Source organism: Hafnia paralvei ATCC 29927 (assembly GCF_001655005.1).
GTDB classification, from domain to species: Bacteria; Pseudomonadota; Gammaproteobacteria; order Enterobacterales; family Enterobacteriaceae; genus Hafnia; species Hafnia paralvei.
On sequence record NZ_LXET01000009.1, the window covers coordinates 85,574 to 107,705 of the forward strand.

General features: G+C 50.1%; 14 protein-coding genes and 1 riboswitch. Of the genes, 5 read left to right on the plus strand and 9 right to left on the minus strand.

What is annotated here, in order from left to right:
* Nucleotides 1-142: 142 nt before the first annotated feature.
* The 3 genes from rluA to M988_RS03430 all read right to left on the minus strand — a co-directional run bounded on the left by rluA (nt 143) and on the right by M988_RS03430 (nt 6,380).
* On the minus strand, nt 143-889 hold the full coding sequence (gene rluA / locus M988_RS03420) for a bifunctional tRNA pseudouridine(32) synthase/23S rRNA pseudouridine(746) synthase RluA (protein WP_008814623.1): 747 nt from the start codon (nt 887-889) through the stop codon (nt 143-145).
* Nucleotides 889-3,795 (minus strand): RNA polymerase-associated protein RapA, encoded by a 2,907-nt coding sequence (gene rapA / locus M988_RS03425; protein WP_008814622.1) that lies wholly within the window; start codon nt 3,793-3,795, stop codon nt 889-891. The genes rluA and rapA overlap by 1 nt, the downstream gene beginning before the upstream one ends.
* 230 nt (nt 3,796-4,025) lie before the next feature.
* The gene (locus tag M988_RS03430; protein WP_039185749.1) at nt 4,026-6,380 is read right to left on the minus strand and encodes a DNA polymerase II; all 2,355 of its coding nucleotides are present in this window, start codon (nt 6,378-6,380) and stop codon (nt 4,026-4,028) included.
* 1,123 nt (nt 6,381-7,503) lie between these two features.
* Between M988_RS03430 and M988_RS03435 the strand changes: the two genes are divergently transcribed.
* Nucleotides 7,504-8,271 carry a DedA family protein gene (locus M988_RS03435; protein ID WP_064572847.1) on the plus strand — a complete coding sequence of 256 codons (768 nt, stop codon included), beginning with the start codon at nt 7,504-7,506 and terminating at the stop codon, nt 8,269-8,271.
* Between the two features lie 68 nt (nt 8,272-8,339).
* Here the strand turns inward: M988_RS03435 and M988_RS03440 are convergent, their stop codons facing one another.
* The 5 genes from M988_RS03440 to sgrR form a co-directional block, all read right to left on the minus strand.
* On the minus strand, nt 8,340-9,338 hold the full coding sequence (locus M988_RS03440; RefSeq protein WP_064572849.1) for a DUF3829 domain-containing protein: 999 nt from the start codon (nt 9,336-9,338) through the stop codon (nt 8,340-8,342).
* A 201-nt stretch (nt 9,339-9,539) separates the two neighbouring features.
* Nucleotides 9,540-10,235 carry a thiamine ABC transporter ATP-binding protein ThiQ gene (gene thiQ, locus M988_RS03445; protein WP_008814618.1) on the minus strand — a complete coding sequence of 232 codons (696 nt, stop codon included), beginning with the start codon at nt 10,233-10,235 and terminating at the stop codon, nt 9,540-9,542.
* On the minus strand, nt 10,232-11,836 hold the full coding sequence (gene thiP / locus M988_RS03450) for a thiamine/thiamine pyrophosphate ABC transporter permease ThiP (protein ID WP_064572850.1): 1,605 nt from the start codon (nt 11,834-11,836) through the stop codon (nt 10,232-10,234). Before thiP ends, thiQ begins: the two co-directional genes overlap by 4 nt.
* Nucleotides 11,812-12,810 (minus strand): thiamine ABC transporter substrate binding subunit, encoded by a 999-nt coding sequence (gene thiB / locus M988_RS03455; RefSeq protein ID WP_064572853.1) that lies wholly within the window; start codon nt 12,808-12,810, stop codon nt 11,812-11,814. The genes thiP and thiB overlap by 25 nt, the downstream gene beginning before the upstream one ends.
* A 47-nt stretch (nt 12,811-12,857) precedes the next feature.
* Nucleotides 12,858-12,952: riboswitch (TPP riboswitch) on the minus strand.
* Between the two features lie 186 nt (nt 12,953-13,138).
* Nucleotides 13,139-14,857 carry an HTH-type transcriptional regulator SgrR gene (sgrR, locus tag M988_RS03460; RefSeq protein ID WP_008814615.1) on the minus strand — a complete coding sequence of 573 codons (1,719 nt, stop codon included), beginning with the start codon at nt 14,855-14,857 and terminating at the stop codon, nt 13,139-13,141.
* 225 nt (nt 14,858-15,082) lie between these two features.
* Between sgrR and M988_RS03465 the strand changes: the two genes are divergently transcribed.
* Nucleotides 15,083-16,264, plus strand: a complete 1,182-nt coding sequence (locus M988_RS03465; protein ID WP_064572854.1) for a sugar efflux transporter — start codon at nt 15,083-15,085, stop codon at nt 16,262-16,264.
* 5 nt (nt 16,265-16,269) lie between these two features.
* Here M988_RS03465 and rtcR read toward each other — a convergent pair whose 3' ends face one another.
* Entirely contained in the window at nt 16,270-17,847 is a 1,578-nt protein-coding gene (gene rtcR / locus M988_RS03470; RefSeq protein WP_064572856.1) for an RNA repair transcriptional activator RtcR, read from the minus strand.
* A 510-nt stretch (nt 17,848-18,357) separates the two neighbouring features.
* On the opposite strand from rtcR, the gene M988_RS03475 reads away from it, so the two are divergent.
* The 3 genes from M988_RS03475 (at nt 18,358) to M988_RS03485 (ending at nt 21,963) form a co-directional block, all read left to right on the plus strand.
* A complete protein-coding gene (locus tag M988_RS03475) occupies nt 18,358-19,494 on the plus strand; it encodes a slipin family protein (protein WP_064572858.1) in 1,137 nt (378 codons plus the stop codon).
* Nucleotides 19,494-20,297, plus strand: a complete 804-nt coding sequence (locus tag M988_RS03480) for a nucleotidyltransferase domain-containing protein (protein ID WP_064572861.1) — start codon at nt 19,494-19,496, stop codon at nt 20,295-20,297. Before M988_RS03475 ends, M988_RS03480 begins: the two co-directional genes overlap by 1 nt.
* A 193-nt stretch (nt 20,298-20,490) precedes the next feature.
* Nucleotides 20,491-21,963: a DASS family sodium-coupled anion symporter gene (locus M988_RS03485; protein WP_039185769.1), complete on the plus strand. Its 1,473-nt coding sequence runs from the start codon at nt 20,491-20,493 to the stop codon at nt 21,961-21,963.
* The last annotated feature ends 169 nt before the right edge of the window (nt 21,964-22,132 follow it).

Consider the following 22,132-nt stretch of genomic DNA (forward strand, 5'->3'; position numbering starts at 1 on the left):
CGGACCCGGGCGAATGATTAGTAGATAGAAAACCCACAGCAAAAAAGTGCGGTAGGAAAATCGAATGACCGCGAAGGACTATAACCCTAACAAGGTGATGGGTATAGGAGGTGGCTCACAGAGCCACCGGATGAGGAGGGGATTAAAAATCAGGCTCGCAGCGGAAATGCATCGGTGTGCCAAACTCTGGGTGCGTGATCTGTAATTCTTGTGCGTGAAGCTGTAACCGTGAAGCCATCGCTTTAGCTTCTGGGTGAGCGTAGAACTTATCGCCCAGAATGGGGTGGCCTAACGCCAGCATATGCACTCGCAGCTGATGTGAACGTCCCGTGATGGGCGTAAGCTTGACGCGGGTCGAACCATCAGCATCACGACTGAGTACCTGATACTGAGTTTGCGCCGACTTACCATGCTCAAAACACACTTTCTGCTTAGGGCGGTTCGGCCAATCACAAATCAAAGGCAAATCAATCAGACCTTCATCGTGCTCCATATGTCCCCAAACACGCGCGATATAGCTCTTCTTCGGCTCGCGTTCGCGAAATTGGCGCTTGAGCTCACGTTCAGCGGCTTTCGTCAGCGCCACGGCAATAACGCCGCTGGTCGCCATATCTAAACGATGCACTGACTCGGCGATAGGAAAATCGACCTGAACGCGCGTCATCACGCTGTCTTTATGTTCCTCTGCTTTACCGGGAACGGACAGTAACCCGCTGGGTTTGTTGACCACGATGATGTGGTCATCTTGATACAACACGTGCAGCCAAGGTTCGAGCGCGGGGAAGTATTCCCCCAACTTTATCGCCGGTAGCGCCAGATCACCGCCACTGGCGACGGAGTTAATAAGGGTGTTATGCAAAACACCCTTATGGTTCTCAGAAGAGGCCATTATTGATGTGACACCACGATGAGGCGAATCGCATCCAGACGCCAGCCTGCCTGATCCAGATTCTCAAGGACCTGACGACGGTTGAACTCCAGCGTTTCCAGCTCGTCATCACGAATATTCGGGTTAACGGCTTTCAAGGATTCCAAACGCGCTAACTCGGCGCTCAGTTTTTCATCTGCTTCGCGCTTCGCTTCGTTGATCAACGCAGTCGCTTGTTCACCAATCAATGCTTCACCTGCCTGTAGCATAGCGTGCACGTTTGGCTGAACGGCATTGACCAGCTTGCTGGAGGTATGGCGGTTGATCGAGTTCAGCTGACGGTTAAAACTCTCAAACTCGACCTGAGCCGCCAGATTAGTACCTTTGGCATCGAGCAGCATACGCACCGGCGTTGGTGGCAGGAAGCGGGTCAGTTGCAGATGCTTCGGTGCCTGAGCTTCGACCACATAAATGGCTTCCAGCAGCAGTGTTCCAACGGGCAGCGCTTTGTTCTTCAGCAAGGATACGGCGCAGCTACCGGTATCGCCGGAGAGGATTAAATCCAAGCCGTTACGAATAATCGGATGCTCCCAGCTAATAAACTGAGCGTCTTCACGCGACAGAGCCTGTTCGCGGTCAAAAGTCACGGTACAACCATCCTGCGGCAGACCAGGGAAATCAGGCACCAGCATATGTTCTGACGGCGTGAGGATGATCATGTTGTCGCTCTGATCGTCCTGATTGATACCAACAATGTCGAACAGGTTCAGCGCAAAGTTAACCAAACCGACATCGTTATCTTGGTCGGCAATGGCTTCTGCCAGTTCTTGAGCCGCGTCACCGCCGTTAGAATGCATTTCTAGCAGACGATCGCGCCCTTGCTCCAACTGCGCTTTCAACGCATCGTGCTGAGTACGACACGCTTTGATGAAGTCATCAAAGCCTTCCAACTGAGAAGGCGCCGCTAAATAACCCAACAGCGTTTGATAGCTGCTGTCATAGATGGTGCGACCGGTTGGGCAGGTGTGCTCAAAGGCATCTAGACCTTCGTGATACCAACGAACCAAAACTGACTGCGCGGTGTTTTCCAGGCAAGGAACAAAAATTTTGATGTCGTGGTTCTGGCCAATGCGGTCCAGACGACCGATACGCTGTTCCAGCAAATCAGGGTTAAACGGCAGATCGAACATCACCAAATGGTGAGCAAACTGGAAGTTACGTCCTTCGGAACCAATTTCAGAACACAGCAGCACCTGTGCGCCTTCTTCTTGTGATGCGAAGTAGGCCGCTGCACGGTCACGTTCGATGATGGTCATGCCTTCATGGAATACGGCGGCACGGATCGCTTCACGCTCACGCAGTACCTGTTCCAAATTGACCGCTGAAGCCGCCTGAGCACAAATCACCAACACTTTTTCATCGCGGTGTGAGGTCAGGAAGTTCATCAGCCACTCAACGCGTGGATCGAAGTTCCACCAGGTTGCGTTTTCGCCCTCAAATTCCTGATAAATACGCTCTGGGTACAGCATATCGTTCGCGCGGGCTTCAACCGTTTTCTTGCTGCCCATAATGCCGGACACTTTAATCGCGGTTTGATACTGAGAAGGCAACGGCAGGGTGATTTGGTGCAGCTCACGCTGTGGGAAACCTTTCACGCCCTGACGGGTATTACGGAATAACACGCGGCTAGTGCCATGGCGATCCATCAGCATTTTGACCAGCTCGTTGCGCGCATCTACGCTGCCGGTGCCGCCTGCGTTAGCCGCTTTCAGTAACGGTTCAATATCTTGCTCGGCGATCATTTCGCTCAGCATATTGAGCTCTTCGTTGGTCAAATGACCATCGTTGAGCAGCAGGGTGACAGCGTCAGCCACCGGACGATATTTCTGCTGCTCGCTGACGAATTCCTGATAGTCATGGAAGCGGTTTGGATCGAGCAGACGCAGACGTGCGAAGTGGCTCTCTTGGCCTAATTGCTCAGGAGTTGCTGTCAGTAGCAGTACGCCCGGAATGTGCTCGGCAAGCTGTTCAATCACCTGATATTCGCGGCTAGGAGCATTTTCGCTCCAGGCCAGATGATGCGCTTCGTCAACGACGAGCAGATCCCAAGAGGCATCGGCCATCTGCTCTAAACGCTGACGGTTGCGACGCACGAAGTCTAGGGAGCAAATCACCATCTGTTCGGTTTCAAACGGGTTGGTGGCATCCAGCATAGCTTCTGAATAACGAGCATCGTCAAACAGCGAGAAACGCAGGTTAAAGCGGCGCAGCATTTCGACCAGCCACTGGTGTTGTAGAGTTTCAGGCACCACGATCAGGATGCGTTCTGCGCGACCGGCTAGCAGTTGCTGATGAATAATCATCCCTGCTTCGATGGTCTTACCCAAGCCCACTTCATCGGCTAATAAAACACGCGGCGCGTGACGTTGGCCGACTTCATACGCAATGTGCAACTGATGAGGGATCAGGCTGGCGCGCATGCCGCGCAGACCGCTCCACGGCAGTCGGAACTGCTCGCTTTGATATTTACGCGCACGAAAACGCAGAGCAAAGCGATCCATACGGTCGATTTGTCCGGCAAACAGGCGGTCTTGTGGTTTGCTGAAGGTCAACTTGCTATCGAGTAATACTTCGCGCATCACGACGTTAGCTTCTTCAGTATCCAATCGGGTGCCGATATAGATCAGCAGACCATTTTCCTCTTTGACTTCATCTATCTTCAACTGCCAACCGTCATGGCTGGTGATAGTGTCACCCGGGTTAAACATAACGCGAGTAATTGGGGAGTCATTACGTGAGTAAAGGCGGTTTTCACCGGTCGCAGGGAAAAGCAATGTCACCATGCGCGCATCCAATGCGACCACAGTTCCTAATCCTAATTCGCTTTCCGTATCGCTGATCCAGCGTTGACCTAAGGTAAATGGCATAGATTATCGACTCAACTTTTTATGTATTGAACACTGATGATTGAACAACTACTGCGTAGGCAGCAGGCGCTGCCGTGGGTAAGTGATTTTCACTTGGCCTACATTAATTAGCGATAGCAGGCCGCTTCGTTGCTTTGAATAAGCAATGAAGTCAATATTTGAAATGAGGGAAGGCCGCTATGTTAATGGATGACAGCGCTTTCGTCACCCCCAAAAAAGATTTGTCTGAATTAAAACAGTCCAAGCTGACCAGCAACCAGCGTAGAAAAGTCATCCTGCATGAAGGGTAAAATAGCATCGGCGACCGGCTGAAGCTGGCGCGAGAGGTAATGATCGTAGTCAATGGGCGCACGTTGGCACTCTAATGGCTCCGGCCCTGCGGTGGTGATGACATAGCTAATCCAGCCGCCGTTTTGATACTGCAACGGACGATTGAGCTCGCGGTTATATTCATCGGCAATTTTCGCCGCGCGCGCATGAGGTGGGACGTTACGCTGGTAATCGCTCAGCTTTCGTCTTAGGCGTTTACGATAAACCAGTCTGTCATCGAATTCAGCGTTCATCAGACGAGCCGCATAATCACGAATAAACTCCTGATACGGCTGTTTGAGGAAAATACGTTGATACAGTTCTTGCTGAAATTGCTGTGCCAAAGGCGTCCAGTCACTGCGCACGGTTTCCATTCCTTTGTACACCATTTCATCGCCTTTAAGCCCTGCATAGCGTTTTTTACTGCCCAGTTCGGCACCGCGAATGGTTGGCATTAAGAAGCGGCGATAGTGACATTCATATTCTAATTCTAATGCACTTTCTAAACCGTATTCGGTGCGAAGATGCTCTTTCCACCACTGGTTTACGACGGTAATGAGATGTTGTCCAATGGCGGCGGCTTGCTGTTCGTCGTGTGCCCGATTAAGCCACACAAAGGTCGAGTCGGTATCTCCGTAAATCACGGGATAGCCTTCAGCCTCGATCAACTCTCGGGTGCGGCGCATAATTTCGTGTCCGCGCATGGTGATCGATGATGCCAAACGCGGATCGAAGAAGCGGCAACCGCTTGAGCCAAGCACACCATAAAAGGCGTTCATGATGATCTTTAACGCCTGTGAGAGCGGCGCATTCTTCTCTCGTTTGGCGGCTTCGCGCCCCTGCCAGATTTGGCTAACGATGTCTGGTAAACAGTGCTGTGCGCGGGCAAAGCGCGCACCGCGAAAACCGGAGATAGAATGCGCGTCGTCTGGTTGTCGCAAACCTTCAATTAAGCCGACGGGGTCGATAAGAAACGTACGGATAATCGAGGGATACAGGCTTTTATAGTCCAACACCAACACGGAGTCATACAAACCGGGGCGCGAATCCATCACAAAGCCGCCGGGGCTCGCCTCTTCTGGCAAATCGCCCTGATTAGGCGCGACAAATCCGACGCGATGCATACGTGGCAGATAGAGATGGGTAAATGCGGCGACGGAGCCACCGTTACGGTCAGCATTCAGGCCTGTGACCGTCGCGCGCTCAAGCAAAAACGTCATCAAATGCGTATGGTCAAAAATGCGGGTCACTAGCTCACAGTCTTTCAGGTTGTAATGAGCCAGCGCTGGCTTATCTTCGCGAAAGCGTCGGTCGATCTCCGACATCCGACTGTAAGGATCGTCCATGGCTTTACCCTCGCCCAACAGCGTTTGTGAAACGTTTTCTAAGCTGAACGAAGGGAAATTCCAAAATGCGCTTTTGAGCGCCTCAATGCCGTCAATAATCAACCGGCCGGTGGCAGAGGCAAAAAAATGCCCTTGCTTAAAACCGTGCTCGCGCCATTCTAAAACGTCGCCACCGCGTCCTAAACGCAGCGGTATCGCGTAGCGTTCGGCGTGTTTTTGCAATACGCGTAGGTCAAATTGGATCAGGTTCCAGCCGATGATCGCATCAGGATCGTGCTGCGCTATCCACTGATTTAACGCTTCTAATAGCTGAGGACGACTGTTGACATAGATCAGTTCGAAATCTAACTGACTGGCATCACCGTTTTCTGGCCCCAACATATAGACCACGCGCTGGCCACAGCCATGAAGTCCGATGGAATAGAGTTCACCGTGCATGGTGGTTTCGATATCCAACGAGACTAGCTTAAGCGTGGGGCGATAGGAGGGGTTCGGTTTCAATTGGGTATTACGCCAAACGCCTTGAGTATCCTGATGGCCAGAAAACCACACCGGAGCACAGATGAAACGCTCCATCAGATAGCGATCCGGTGGGCGAATATCGGCCTCATACAGCGTGATTCCATGTTCCTTGAATGTCTTTTCAAGGTTCATCAGTTGGCGATAGCTGTGACAATAGACGCCGACCACGGGACGATGATGAAAATCCTTCATCGGCAATGGTTTGATTTCCACATGACGTTCGCTATGCAGCAGTTTTTCAGCTTGTGGAAGCTGCTCCGCGGGCAAAAAGGCCACTGCTTTCTGCGGCGGTAGAATAACTTTTTGTGGTCCATTATCGGTTGCCAGCCACAGCTCCACCGACACGCCGGCCGGTGTATCCCGCCAATGACGGGTGAGGACGAAGCCTTGCTGTGGGGATTGGGTCATCGTGGTGCTTTTGGCCGATAAAGGGAAAGTATTGATTGCTAGTATGAGTATTTATACAGTGGTTGTCTACGGGGTGCTTGGCTCTTGTATGTTAGAACGATGTAATGTTTCGTACGCCTAATGCACCGAAACTGATATGCACTCCGTGCCAGCGTCCGAGCAAGGCAGCTCAATCTCCGACTTCCATCCAGATTATTTCTATACTAGAACGGTGAAGGTTTTCGTCCGCCCGTCAGCATTTGTGTTTCCATGACACGGCTGGCGTAGGCGTCCGACGAGCGGTTGCCAGCGCGCAACCTCTCGACTCTCGCGCTTTTTACCGCGTCGCTTGGCCGACCGGTCTCAGAGCGCACATCCTGTACGCCCTCGACCTACCGCCATCTTCCCTGATGGCGGTTCTAAAATGCATTCTTTCAACACAAAAATACGTCAGAACCTTTCTATGTAAAAATGGTGAAAGTTTTCGTCCGCCCGTCAGCGTTTGTGTTTCCATGAAACTGCTGGCGTAGGCGTCCGACGAGCGGTTGCCAGCGCGCAACCTCTCGACTCTCGCGCTTTTTTACCGCGTCGTTTGGCCGACCGGTCTCGGAGCGCACATCCTGTACGCCCTCGACCTACCGCCATCTTCCCTGATGGCGGTTCTATCATGCATTCTTTCAACACGAAAAAACAAAACAATATTGTTTTGCCTTTGCCTTTGCCTTTGCCTTTTTAATCGTTTAAGTCTTGGTAGGGAGAGCCGCCGATACAGGGATGTATCGGCGGAGTTTGGGGCGCCCTGGATGGGCGATACCAAACCGGAGCGGGAATGGCGTCTCGGATAAAAGCGCGCGAGTTGAGAGCCCCCGCGCAACGGGGCTCTCATCGGTCGCCTTCGCCAGCAGTTTCATGGAAACGCATTTGCTGACCGGCGAACGAAATCTTACACAGCTGCTTCATAAACGGTTGGCGAACGAAATATGACACAGTCGCTTCATAATCGTCATTCAGCCGAAATCCCCACCATTACCTATACTCATTAAGTTACTCATTTGTAAATAAACGTTTATCCCCTCAATGAGATGTTGACGACAAAGAGGGCGCTACGCAAAATCGCTGGCTCATTATTTCCGGTGGAAGAATTATGGAAGCATACCTGCAACACTTGGTGACTCAGTCAGTGGCCTACTCATTGATCGCCGTATTTTTAGTGGCGTTTTTAGAGTCTCTGGCGTTGGTGGGGCTGCTTTTGCCGGGAACCGTCATGATGGCGACGCTAGGTGCTCTGATCGGTAGTGGACAGGTGAATTTTTACTATGCTTGGGGCGTGGGGATTTTGGCGTGTTTTGCTGGTGACTGGATTTCATATTTTATTGGCCGCGCCTTTAAAGATCCATTACATCGTTGGTCATTTATCAAGAAGAATAAAGCGCTGCTGGATAGAACAGAACATGCGCTGCATCGTCATAGCATGATGACAGTGTTGATTGGACGCTTCGTAGGCCCTACTCGTCCCGTTGTGCCGATGGTGGCGGGAATGTTGGCGCTCCCACCGCGCAAATTTATTCCACCCAATATCATTGGCTGTATTACGTGGCCGCCGGTTTATTTCTTTCCAGGCATTCTGGCGGGAGTGGCGATTGATATCCCCGCCGGTAGTGGCAGTACGCTATTCAAAGTGCTGCTCGCGTTAGTTGTGGTATCGATTTGGATTGCTGGCTGGCTAAGTTGGCGCTGGTGGCGAGAAGGGAAACGCTCGGCGGATAAACTCTCTCAGTGGTTAACACCGCTGCGCCTGCGTATCGCCACCGTGACCATGTGGGGTTTGGCCGCAGTGAGTTTTGTCTTTATGCACAACCATCCCCTCATGCCCATTTATCGCTCGCTATTGTGGAAGGTGGTGCATTTTTAAGGTTAGGGGCGGGTTGATACCAGCCCTTGATATTTAACCTTTCTCAGTTTTGTTATGAAAGCTTGGGGTTAACATCCGTCAGTGTTAAAGCTATCGATGACAGAAGATAAATTATCATTCATCGTGTTTGCTTCCTGCTGAGCAGGGGAACCTCGTTGCATACTCGCCATACCTGGGAAGGCGGCGGGGGGAACCGTGGTGTATTCTGTTCTATCATGTTTCAGTTCATTGCTAATAGTGCGCGCTGAGGCTAAAAATAAAGTCATGCTACTCAGACAGGTACCGCCGGTAACCGTTTTAGTTTTGTCATAGCCTTTAACTAGCGTGTTCATCAAGTTGATATTTTCATCCAGTTTGGCGAGGCCGGTATTATCCGCTTGAGAAATGGCTTCTTTTATTTCACGGCTAATGAGTTTGCCGTAGTAAATAACGCCTATTTTATAATAGGACAATGATTCTTTTTTAGCGCTATCGAACGTCTGCTTTATATTTTTCTCATCAAGTATCTGTATCTGTTCTTTAAACTCATTCTCCGCTAACAGAACTTTTTTGAGTTGTTCAAACAACGCGGGTTCTTTCTCCATAAATAGCTTACCACCGTCTGAAAGATATTCCTTAGTACTTCCATACATGGATAGTTCTTGATTCAGTGGTTCGAGAACGTTGAGCGCTTGCAGGTATTGTTCCGCTGCAACGTCCAGTTCAGCGAGGTTTCCTTCCATTTTAAGGGCGTTCTCTAGCCCTTTTTTCTTGCCTTGAATATTATTGTCGTTGACTGCGAAGTAATTTTTTAACGGTTTTTTATTTTCAATGTTGTCGTTGATGAATTGCATCTGCGTCTCAAAATCACCGGAGAAACCATCGGTAATGAACTCAGCATTAGCAACATCAATATAAGCATTGTATTTAACTATTTGGTGTTGCTCTTTATCTCTAACCTGTTTCTGCGTGTCGTTCTCTGATGTCGCAGTCTTGGTGCTTTTATTATCATCACAGGCAGTGATGGTTGTGGTGCTTGCCAGCAATATGCACAGTGCTAGCTTTTTCCATTTATATAAAATTTTCATATTTCCCTATTTTGTATTTATAAAATAATGTATCCGGTGACAATTGTATCATGGTGACAATATCTAATTTAGAACAGGAGGGAATAATAATTATTAAAATAACAAAACTTATAAAATAATAAATAGAATAAATGATACGCTGAAAATAGATTGCGTAAACTGACGCATTTATCATCTTCTCAGCATATGAATGATGTCGATTTAACGTCCTAGTAGCGCCGCAGCCAGCGGATCTTTCCCATCGAGCAAATCTTGGGTGCTGCCGTCGTAGGCGAATCGTCCATCGGCGATCAGCAACGTGCGCGACGCAATGCGCGCGGCATCATCTAGGTTGTGCGAAACCATCAGCAGAGTGAGGTTTTGCTCTGAACACACCTGTTCCAACAGTTGCAGCATCTCGCCACGTAGCGCCGGATCGAGCGCGGAGAAGGGTTCATCGAGCAACAGGATGGGCTGATGACGCAGCAGACAGCGCGCCAGCGCTGCCCGTTGACGTTGTCCACCAGAAAGCTGGGACGGCAATCGGGGTAAACAATCGATAATTCCGACCCGCTGCGCAATCTCATGTAAGCGCTGTTTTTGAGTGCGGTTCAAACGTAATCCCGCATCAAGCCCTAATCCTAAATTTTGCTCAATGCTCAGATGAGAGAACAGATTATTCTCTTGAAATAACATAGATACGGGGCGCTTAGAGGGGGGCGTGTTGGTGTGATTGATACCATCAAGCATCACCGTGCCTTTGTCTGCCATGAGAAAACCCGCAATTAACGCCAGCAGAGTGCTTTTGCCTGCGCCGCTTGGCCCCAATATGGCAATCCGCTCTCCCGCAGAAACATCGAGTGAAAAACGCATCGGCTGATGCTCATAGAGATAAGTGAGATCGTTCAGCGTAATCATGATTTATCCCGCCCTGGAAGGCGTTCCAGCAGAGTGAAAAGTAAGAAACACAAGATCAATAATAACAGCGCGGTGACTGCACCATCTTGGCTGCGATAAGCCCCAATTTGCTGATAAAGGTAGAATGGCAGCGTACGGAATTGCTCATTGCCAAATAGCGCCACCACGCCAAAATCCCCCAAGGACAGAACGCAGGCGAACGCCATGGCTTGAGACAGCGGGCGCTTAAGCGCGCGTAGCTCAATCAGCCTGAGTCGGTTAATGCCTTGAATGCGCAGCGATAGACACAGCGGATTATAACGCTCAGCCAGATCGCGCATTGGATTTTCAAGCACTTTAAGCGCGTACGGGATGGCCATAAGGGCATTGGTTAGAATCACTAATCCGTAGGCGGACTGTGGAATGCCAATGGTATCCGTGAGCAGCAAAAAGAAGCCGGTGGCTAGCACAATGCCCGGCATCGCTAAAATCAGCATTCCGGTTAACTCCATGCCTTGCCCCAGCCAGCGTCGCTGGCGCAGCACCAGTTCACGACTGCTCCACAACAGCATCATGGTTAGCAACACGGCCAGCAAACCAGCGCCGAGTGCAATTTTTAACGATGTAAGCGTGGCCTGCCACAAAATAGGCTGGACGAGCACGCGGTTAACCGCCTGATTTAAGCCATCAGCAACCACGGCAAACAGCGGGGGCAGAATAAGCAGCAGGGCGCATAAAATTACGCTACCGTCGATCCAGCGAGCGAAGAGAGTGTCTTGCGGATTACGCCATTTGATGGCTCGTGTATGGCCGACGGGGAGAATACCGCTGAGTTTTTGGCTCAACATCACTAAGCCTAAACAGCAGAACAGTTGCAGCATGGCTAAAAGCGCAGCCCTGCTGAGGTCGTAGTCGTAGCTTAAGGCCTGATAAATAGCGAGTTCGATAGTCGTCGCCTGAGGGCCCCCGCCAAGAGACAGCACGGTGGCAAAGCTGGCGAAACATAACATAAAGATGAGCGCGCCAGCGGGCAGGATTTGGCGGCGCAGATAGGGCCATTCAACAAAACGGAACTGCTGCCAACTGCTCATGCCGAGTTGAGCGGCGAGCTGGCGTTGCTCTGTGGGGATATTCTCCAGCGCCTGTAGCAATAGGCGCGCCGCTAACGGCAGGTTAAAGAAGATATGCGCAAGCAAAATGCCCTGTAAACCATAAGGCGAGAATGCGTAATCAATCCCCAGCCATTGGCAAATTTGCGCCAGCCAGCCTTGCCTTCCATAAACACTGAGGATACCGAAGACCGCGACCAGTACCGGTAGCACCAGTGTCATGGCACAGAGCCGCAGCAATAGCTGCCTGCCGATGAATCGGCGACGGAACAGCGCCCGTGCGAGCAAGATGGCAGGGAATACGGAGCACATGGCGGACAGAAACGCCTGCCAAAAAGTAAAACGCACGACATGCCACAGGTAGTCATCTTGCAACAGGCTATGCCAATCCGACTCCGGAGCGTGACGCCAAAGGGCGCTAAACGCTGCCGTCGCCACGGCAATAATAGCAATGGCGGCGAACAGCCCTGGAAGTAACCAGAATGGAATTAACGGCTGACGGCGGCTTGCCATGAGCGGATCCATGTTGCGCGGTTTTGAGCGACTTCGGCTGGGGTGAATTCGAGAGCCTTAGCGGGGACGTTTAACTGTTCAAAGCCCTGTGGCAGCGTCGTTTGGATAACCGGATACATCCAGTTTCCAGTAGGCATTTCATTCTGGAATGCCGGTGTTGTGATGAACTGCATAAATTTATGTGCCAGTTCTGGTTGTTTGCTGCCCGCAAGCTGCGCTGCAACTTCTACCTGCAGATAGTGCCCTTCGCTAAATTCAGCGGCGGCGTAGTTATCTTTTTTTTCTTCGATGATGTGATACGCCGGCGATGTGGTGTAACTCAAGACTAAATCGGCTTCGCCTTTAAGGAATAAACCGTACGCTTCGCTCCACCCCTTGGTGACCGTCACGGTTTTTTGCGCCAATTTTTGCCACGCCTGTGGCGCTTGGTCGCCATACACCTTTTGCATCCACAGCATCAGGCCAAGACCGGGTGTACTGGTGCGTGGATCTTGATAAATCACTTTCCATTTTTCAGGGTTTTCTATCAATTGCTTCAGGCTAGTTGGCGGATTTTTCAACGTGTTTTTGTTGTAAACGAAGGCAAAATAGCCATAGTCATAAGGCACAAATGTGTTATTCCGCCAGCCGCCAGGGACAGTGAGTGTCTGCGTATCAACGTTGCTAGGCACGAACAGCCCCGTTTTTTCCGCCGCCTGCACCAAGTTATTATCCAGCCCCAACACTACGTCGGCACTGCTCTTTTGGCCTTCCATTCGAATGCGGTTTAACACCGAAACGCCGTCTTCTAGCGCCACAAATTTCAGCTCGCAGCCACACTCTTTTTCAAAAGCGGCTTTCACTTTCGGGCCAGGCCCCCATTCCGCAGCAAAAGAGTCATAGGTATAAACCGTTAGAACCGGTTTATCGGCAGCGCTATGCACCGCAAAAGCCGTAGATATCAGCATCAAGGCAGGAATTATTCGTTTCAACACTTTGCACTCCGTGAGTTAAGTCAGGTCGCAAAGGTCTTTGAGCAAGCGTGGATACGCTCTCAAATCCCTCCGCCGGTATTATCCGGATCAGGTTCGACGGGTTTCTCTCAGCAAAAAACTGGTTGCGCCCGCGTTGATCCGATGTCGTGCGGTGCTCGTAATCCTCACATACTATTGTATGCTGCGGTTACTCCGCTCCGGCCTCCATCGGCTGAACGCTTGCTCACGGCGTTTTTTAGATCGCCGATCCAACTCTGTTTTCTGCACCCCGTTGAGAACAGCGCGTTATTGTAAAGAGAGCATGTGTTATTAGAAAGGATTAATAACGTTATCGAGGTTTTTCACAGCCGGTTGAAACGGTTAATTCGTGAATATCGCTTTCGTTGGATTGCGCTGGAGGCGCGAACCATGCGGATTTGAAGTCGAACCAGCCGAGAGTGTTCATCCGGACACCGCGCATGCTGTGCTGTCCGTGGAGTTTGAGCCAGTGATGAAATAGGGGGTGAAGCTGATGCTCTTGCACTAGACGTTGGCTCCATTCCGCCATCGGCAGAGCGTTGTTACGCCACTGGCTGGCATCTTGCTGCAAATCGCCACTCAGGCAGTGCTGTAGCAGAGGCAATTCATACATCATCGAAAAAATCGAGAATTCGAGCGGCATGTAAAAGTTAGCACTACCCAGCCACAGATCGCTTTTTGCATCGCCTTCATACCAGCGGCTATAGCTGATTTCTTGCATCGTGAGCTCAACGCCATAGTCTGCAAGCAGCGGTTTTAGTGCCAAGAATATTGCGTGAAACTCCGAGTGCTTGGTGTACACCGTCAGCGTGAGATGGGTCAGATGGGCCGGTTTCTCGTTATCGCTAATCAGTAGGTTGTGGTGCCAGCGAGGCAAAATGCCATACGCAGGTGACCAGTAGCGTTGATGGATCTTGCTCGCTTTATTCAGCAACGCGATAGGGTTGATGACCTGACACAGCCATTCACGCACTGCGGGGTCGGAGGTGATTGCTGAGCGCTGATCAAACAGCATGAAATAGCAGCCCTCTTCCAAACGACTTTCTAATTCATCTTTTCCGGTTTCATCGGACTGAAGCTGCACGCCTGCGTGCACCAGTTCTTCCGAAATTTCGGGTAACACCCAGATATTGACTTCATCGATTAGCGCGCGAAAACCAAAGTAGTCGTCATAGGCGCGGATTTTAAGCTGAGTCTGGGTATTACGTACCACCTGATAGGGCCCAGTCCCGATGGGGGAGCGAGTAAAATTGGGCAGTGATTTCCATTCGCGCGGTAGAATCATGGCGTTGACGCTGCCGAGTAGCCACGGTAGCCACTCATCTGGCGTGCTTATTTGAATATCAATAACGTACGGATTTGGGGAGGTAATGCTTTTCAGATGTGAAAACAGCGGTTGTTCCCGCAGCCGTTCAAGAGAGTGGATCACATCGGCCATTTCTAGCTCGCGTCCGTTATGAAAACGAATAGCGGGGCGTAGGTAAAAGCGCCAATGCAGCGGCGTTAAAGCCTGCCAGTGATGCGCTAGATCGGGCTCGAGTTCCCCGTTTTCCTCATTTAGCTGAGTGAGGCCGCTAAATATCTGTCGGGCCAAATGGGTTTCGGAGCGACGCATTGGCGTTCCTGGAAGCAAATTAAACAGCGGGCGATAGTAAAGAATACGCAGGATATGCTTACCCTGACGGAAGCTGCGTCCTAGCTGAGAGAGCAGCATTTGGCGCACTGAGCTGCGGTCGCCAACCAGTTGCACTAACTGCTCGATATGATCTTGGTCTAGCAGCTCTTCGGCGCGTAACTGCTGTACCTGAAGGCCAGTTGATTGGAAAGTGAGTGTGGAGCGTTTACCACGTCCAGACTCGGCCTGCCAATGTAACCATCCTTGTTGCTGCATAGCGTTGAGTAAGGTTCGCACATGACGACGCGAGCAACTGAGCGTTTCTGCCAGATCGGCTAGCGTGGTTTCCGCTGATTTGCCTTGAAAACTTTGCCATAAGCGGATGAATTGATGTTGTAAACGCGACGTCGCCATAAAAGAGGAACCTTTTTAGGTAAAGCTATCAATTTTTCTTTCCCTATATTACGCAGATAATTTCAGCAGATGAAAGAGAAAGAGGTGAGTAATCATTTGTCTCTCCGACATCAAAGAGTGTTTCTGAGTAATGGTGCTTTTCACCGACCAGCAGGTCTGCCTGCTGGTTTTTTTCTGTTATCGTACTGCCAGCCGTATTTGATAATGCCAGCTTAGGAAATCAGGATGACCTCTTTGTTGACTGCTCGCCGCCGAATTAATCCCATCTATGCCGCGTTTTTGATTGTTGCATTCTTAACCGGAATTGCGGGAGCGCTTCAGGCTCCTACGCTAAGTTTATTTTTAACGACTGAAGTGAAGGTGCGTCCCCTTTGGGTTGGCCTCTTTTATACGGTGAATGCGATTGTCGGGATTGCGGTGAGTTTCTTGCTAGCGAAGCGTTCCGATCGTCAGGGCGATCGTCGCAAACTGATCATGTTTTGTTGCGCAATGGCGGTGGGAAACTGCCTGTTGTTTGCGTTTTGTCGCAGTTATTTGTTGCTGATCTCCGCAGGCGTTTTCTTGGCAGCGCTGGCGAATACGGGAATGCCGCAGATTTTTGCCTTAGCGCGTGAATATGCCGACCGTTCAGCCAGCGAAGTTGTGATGTTTAGTTCGGTGATGCGAGCACAGCTCTCTTTGGCATGGGTGATTGGGCCGCCGCTTTCATTCATGCTGGCGCTGAATTACGGCTTCACTTTTATGTATTTGATTGCTGCTGCCGTGTTTATTCTTGCGATTGTGCTGGTGGCCTTTATGTTGCCATCAATGCCCCGCACAGAAACCACGGGTGAAGCCGTCGTTATTCCCACCAATGCGTTTGGCGACAAAAACGTGGTGATGCTGTTTATCTCCTCCATGCTGATGTGGACCTGCAATACCATGTATATCATTGATATGCCGCTGTATATCACGCAAGATCTTGATCTGCCAGAAAATTTGGCAGGGCTCTTGATGGGGACTGCTGCAGGTTTAGAGATTCCCGCGATGATTCTAGCGGGTTACTACGTTAAACGTTTTGGCAAACGTAACATGATGCTGTTTGCCGTTGCCGCTGGGGTCTTATTTTATGCCGGTTTGGTGTTGTTTAAATTCAAATTGGCATTGATGGTGTTGCAGTTGTTTAACGCGGTGTTCATCGGAATTATTGCCGGTATCGGCATGCTCTATTTTCAAGATTTAATGCCGGGTCGAGCGGGCAGTGCGACGACGCTATTCACTAACAGTATTTCGACCGGTGTGATTATGGCAGGGGTATTACAAGGCGCGCTGGCTGAAACATTAGGCCACTACGCGGTATATTGGCTAGCGACAGCGCTGGCGATAGTGGCCTTGATTTTGTGCTTGCGAGTGCGAGATGTGCCTTAGGTAATTTATTCTCCTTTGATGATCTCCCAACTTAGCCCAAAACGCGCCAGATATTTACGTAGACGGTCGGCGTCATTGGGCTGTTTTTTCAGTTGGCGTGATACGGAGAATAGCTTACGTCCTGCCTCGGATAAGCTGTCTGACGAGCGGCAGACGCTGATCACGCTGGCTAATTGGCTGCGATCGAACAGATCTAACTCGGGAAGATCGGGTAAAATTTCTGGCTGATCTTTTTGCCAGTTTTGTTGTAGCCGAGCGATTTCTTCTTGTACCAGTTCGTCATCAATACGGCCTGTATCCGCAAGTGTTGCCATACGGGTGACCGAAGCCGCTAGTTCACGGAAGTTTCCTCGCCATTCAGCCTGCTCGGAACAGGCAAATTGCAGATAGCGTTGACGTGCTTCTTTATTGAAACGCACCTGTGCTTGCTGTTCTTGGCTATAGCGGTTGAGTTCAAAATCCAGATTCGGCTCTATATCTTCTCGCCGCTGCGCCAAGCTGGGGAGAGGAAAAGTCCACATATTGATGCGCGCATATAAATCCTCGCGAAAACGTCCTTGCTTGACCCATTGCCGCATATCGCGATGGGTGCCTGCAATGAGTTGAAAATCGCTGGAAACCTCTTTATCTGAGCCAAAAGGTAAAAACCTTTTTTCTTCGATTACTTTGAGCAGCATGGCCTGTTCATCGAGTCCTAACTCTCCGATCTCGTCCAAAAACAGCACGCCGCCGTCGGCTTCTCGCAGCAGGCCGCTACGCGCCTGTAGCGCACCGGTAAATGCCCCTTTGATGTGACCAAACAAGGTTGACATCGCGTTGTCCCCGCGTAGCGTCGCACAGTTTACGGCCACAAATCGCCCGCTAACTTTATGCCGTGATTGTCTCAACTGGTAAATACGCTGTGCCAAAAATGACTTACCCGCCCCGGTGGGGCCAGTCAGCAGAATAGGTGCCGTCGAACGTAAGGCAACGCGTTCAATCTGATCAATCAGCGTATTGAAGGTGGCATTACGAGTGGCAATCCCCGATTTCAAAAATGAAATTGAAGCCTGCTGTTCACGCTGGAAGCGACGAGTTAATTTGCTATAGCGACTAAGGTCAAGATCGATAATGGAGTAAACACCGGCGGGAGTGGCCTCAGTTTTCTCTTGGCTTTTAGGCGCTGGCGAGGTTTGTAGCAGGCTGGCTGGGAAATAGCGGGCTTCAGCGAGCAGGAACCAGCAAATTTGTACCACATGGGTGCCGGTGGTGATGTGGATTAAATACTCTTCGTTATCGGTATCGAAAGGGTAATGGGTGGCAAAGTCGAGAAATGCAGTATAAACCTCTTCAAAATCCCACGGGTCGTGCAGATTAACTTGATGCAGGCAAACCTGAGTGCTGCCGAGCTGGGCAATATCATCGCTTACCTGCTGCGCCATGCCGAGATCTCTTGGCTGATACAGAAGTTCGAGCCGGTCAATGGGCAAATCAGGCTGTTGGCATAGTCCTACCGTCGGTCGCCATTTATTCCAACGATTTGCTCGTTTACCGCGCTTATCCAGAACAGTGCCCAGCACACCAATAACGACTCTGCGCTTCATTGTTTATCCTAAATTATAAATGACGATATTTTAAGATAACTTTACACGCATTTGCTTCAAGGCGATATCGCGAGCGATAAAAATAAATGTCTTATTTTTCATGTGATTAATTTTTTATTTTGCTGTTTTTAAAAAATGGCACGCTTTTGGCAATATTTATAACGCCACTTGCTGGGGTCGTAGGGATTCTAAACTCCCACCGGCACATTAAGAACGCCAAGTTGCGTTATCTGCGATGTGTTCTGCCAGCGGTAGATGGCCTGGTTAACCTGGGTTCGAATCCCAGAACATCAAATATTCCTGATGGGTAGGAAATTTAGAAATTTATTGTAGTGCCAGCCCGTGTAGCCAAGCCGTTAATGGTTACCGTCGTAGAAAACCAGCTAACACGCTGGGCAGGTGGCAAGGTCTCGTTAGCGCGAGTATCGGCTAGAGAGTTCTCCCCACCCGCTTCGCGTCACTGCCCGTTTTCTAAGACAGCGGGCTAATTAATCACAAGGAAGAAAAAATATGCGTAAGAACATCATTATACAAAAAGGGCAGATCGGTTTACTGACGAAGAAAGGCGATTATCAGAAAGTACTCGAAGCGGGAGAATATCGCTTTTTTGACTGGACTAATCAGTTGGCAGTGACGGTGGTTAATCTTAGCGATAGCAGAGTGGAACCCGCACTGGCCGAACATTTACGCAGCTACCAGCCTGAGTGGGTTGAACGCTATTGCACCGCGGTGGATTTATCTGAACAAGAGATCGGCCTGCGCTATGAAAATGACATTTTACAGGAAATATTGCCACCGGGGACGCGTCGTCTTTATTGGTTGAATGGCAATCAGCAACGCATCGAACGAATTGAGGCTAATAATGTAGAAGTACCGTCAGAGATTGTGGCTGCGCTGCATCAACCGAAATTACGCAACCGTACGATTAAAGGTGGAGAAGGGGTGTTATTGGTGCAGGTGCCAGCGTGGCATGTCGGCATATTAAAAATTGATGGTGCAACACAGGCGTTGTTAAGCCCTGGTATTAGTGGATATTGGCGCTTCAACCATGCGGTGGAAGCCGAAATTGTTGATACCCGTTTGCAGGTGTTAGAAGTCAGCGGGCAAGAGATATTGACCCGTGACAAAGTGAATCTTCGGTTGAACTTAGCCGCTAACTGGCGCTACAGCGATGTGCTGCAATCATTTGCTTTGGTTGCTAAACCGCTGGAGCACATTTATCGCGAGTTGCAGTTCGCGCTGCGTGAGGCTGTTGGTACACGCACATTAGACGAGTTGCTGGAGAATAAGCAGATTATAGACGACATCGTGAGTGAGCAGGTGTCGCGGAAACTGGTTGGCTATGGCATTGAGGTCGTATCGCTAGGTGTTAAAGACATTGTTTTACCGGGTGATATGAAAACCATTTTGTCGCGTGTGGTTGAAGCGGAAAAATTGGCTCAGGCTAATGTGATCCGCCGTCGTGAAGAAACCTCTGCGACGCGATCGTTATTAAATACGGCGAAAGTCATGGAAAACAACCCCGTGGCGCTGCGCCTAAAAGAGTTAGAAACGTTGGAAAGAGTCGCAGAGCGTATCGATAAAATATCCGTGTTTGGTGGATTAGATCAGGTGCTAAACGGGCTTATACAAATTAAAGGGATGTAATGTTACCTATGGAACTCAGAACTTCATGCGGCGTAAGCGCCGCAATGCGGATGCGTATTCAACAGACGCTGTGTGCGTTGGAAGAGGAATATCAGATACGCATATTGTACGCCTGTGAATCAGGCAGCCGAGGCTGGGGATTTGCTTCAACGGACAGTGATTATGATGTGCGCTTTATTTACGTTCATCGACCAGAATGGTATCTGCGAGTTGAGCCCGGTCGTGATGTGATAGAAATGCCAATTGACGATGAGTTAGACGTGTGTGGCTGGGAGCTACGTAAAACGTTGGGGTTGATAAAACGCTCGAACCCAACGTTGATGGAATGGCTGGATTCCCCGATTGTTTATCGCAATGAGGAAAGGGCGACCGCTGCATTAAGAGCATTGTTGCCCGATTACTTCTCTGGCTTACGTGGGCGTTATCACTATTTGTCGATGGCGCGGAAAAACTTTCGTGGGTATCTGCAAGGTGAAGAAGTTCGCTTGAAAAAATACTTCTACGTGTTGCGGCCATTGCTGGCGGTGCGTTGGATTGAAGCAGGTAAAGGTGTTCCGCCTATGCGTTTCGATCAATTAGTGGCTGGCACTGTTGATGACGCTGATTTATTGGATGAAATAGCGCAATTATTGTATGCAAAATGTGAAGCCAGCGAAGCTAAGTATGGGCCTCGGATGAAGAAGATCCATGAGTTCATTCAATATGAGCTGGATGACAATCTTTCTCGTTGTGAAATGGTAGACAATGTTGCATGTAGTGATGATGTTTTGAACCGATTGCTGTTTCAGGAGGTTAATTGTTAAGTTGAGCAGTAAGCGCAGATGAGGATAACTGTGCTTACTGATTTTTGGATAAACCACTGTCATACACCCAATCGCATGCACATGGCCCGTGCGCAGTGAGCCTATAAAACGTATGATGTAAGGTGCAAAACCTAACTACGCTTGCCTGTCTCGCTTTGAGATACCGACTCACTTTGGAAGAGTTGATGACAATATGGGTAAATTAACACCGCTTAAACCTATACCTTCGCTGATCTCCATCGCTATCGCATTGATTATCTGGTTCGTGATCCCTGTGCCTGAGGGCGTTAGTCCAAATGCATGGCACTTGCTTGCGCTATTCGTGGGCACCATTGCAGCCATTATTGGTAAAGCGATGCCGATTGGTGCCGTGTCCATTATTGCTATTGCGCTGGTGGCCGTTACACAAGTCACGAATCCGGGTAAGCCCACCGCTGCGCTGGACGATGCGCTCAGTGGTTTTTCAAATCAGCTGATTTGGCTGATCGGGATTTCCATCATGATTTCCCTGAGCCTCAATAAAACGGGGCTGGGGGCACGCATTGGTTATTACTTTATTTCGCTGTTTGGCAAAAAAACGCTGGGCATTGCCTATGCGTTGGCGCTTGCTGAAACAACGTTAGCGCCGGTTACGCCAAGTAATACCGCGCGCGGTGGGGGGATCATCCACCCCATAATGAAGTCGATTGCCGATAGTTTTGGCTCGAAGCCGGAGCCGGGCTCAACGGAGAAAATTGGTCGCTATTTATCGTTAGTGAACTACAACATCAACCCCGTAACGTCGGCGATGTTTATCACCGCGACTGCGCCCAACCCGTTAATTGTGAATCTTTTACTGAAAGGAACGGATTCGACCTTTGAGCTGACATGGTCGATGTGGGCAATTGCTGCATTGGTACCGGGCATTATTTCTCTGCTGGTGATGCCGTTAATTGTTTACTGGCTGTATCCACCGGAGATTAAAAGCACGCCTGATGCGCCGCGATTTGCCAAAGATAAACTGCGTGATCTGGGGCCAATTTCGCTGGCGGAAAAAATTACCCTAGGGGTATTCGCGCTGTTGCTCTTCCTGTGGGCAGGAATCCCGGCTTTCCTATTGGGGAGTGACTGGACGGTAAATCCAACCACCGCAGCATTTATCGGATTGTCTATTCTGTTGGCCAGCGGTGTTTTGAGTTGGGATGACGTGCTCAAGCACAAAGGTGCTTGGGATACGGTAGTGTGGTTTGCCGCGCTTGTGATGATGGCGACCTATCTGGGAAAATTAGGGCTGATTAGTTGGCTCTCCCAAACGGTCGGTGGTGCGATTTCTCATCTTGGCATGGGCTGGATTGGCGGGATGATTTTGCTGACGCTGGTGTACGTCTATTCGCACTATTTCTTTGCCAGTACCACTGCGCACATCACCGCTATGTTCGCCGCGTTCTTTGCCGCAGGATTGGCGCTGGGCGCACCGCCTGCGCTGCTGGGTCTGGTATTAGCATTTTCCTCCTCGCTGATGATGTCCTTAACCCACTATGGTACAGGGACGGCGCCTATTATTTTTGGTTCTGGATATGTGACGCTGGGGGAATGGTGGAAAACCGGTTTTGTCCTTAGTGTAATTAACCTGCTGATTTGGATGGTGATTGGGAGTTTGTGGTGGAAGTGGTTGGGGTATTGGTAATAGGAACCAGATTCCGTCCACTTGTTCTCTGCACTCGCGCGCTTTTATTCGAGACGCCATCTTCGCTCCGGTTTGGAACGTCAATATCCTATGGGATTACGGTGAAATGTTTCGTTCGCCGGTCAGCACATGCGTTTCCATGAGCCTACTGGCGAAGGCGACCGATGAA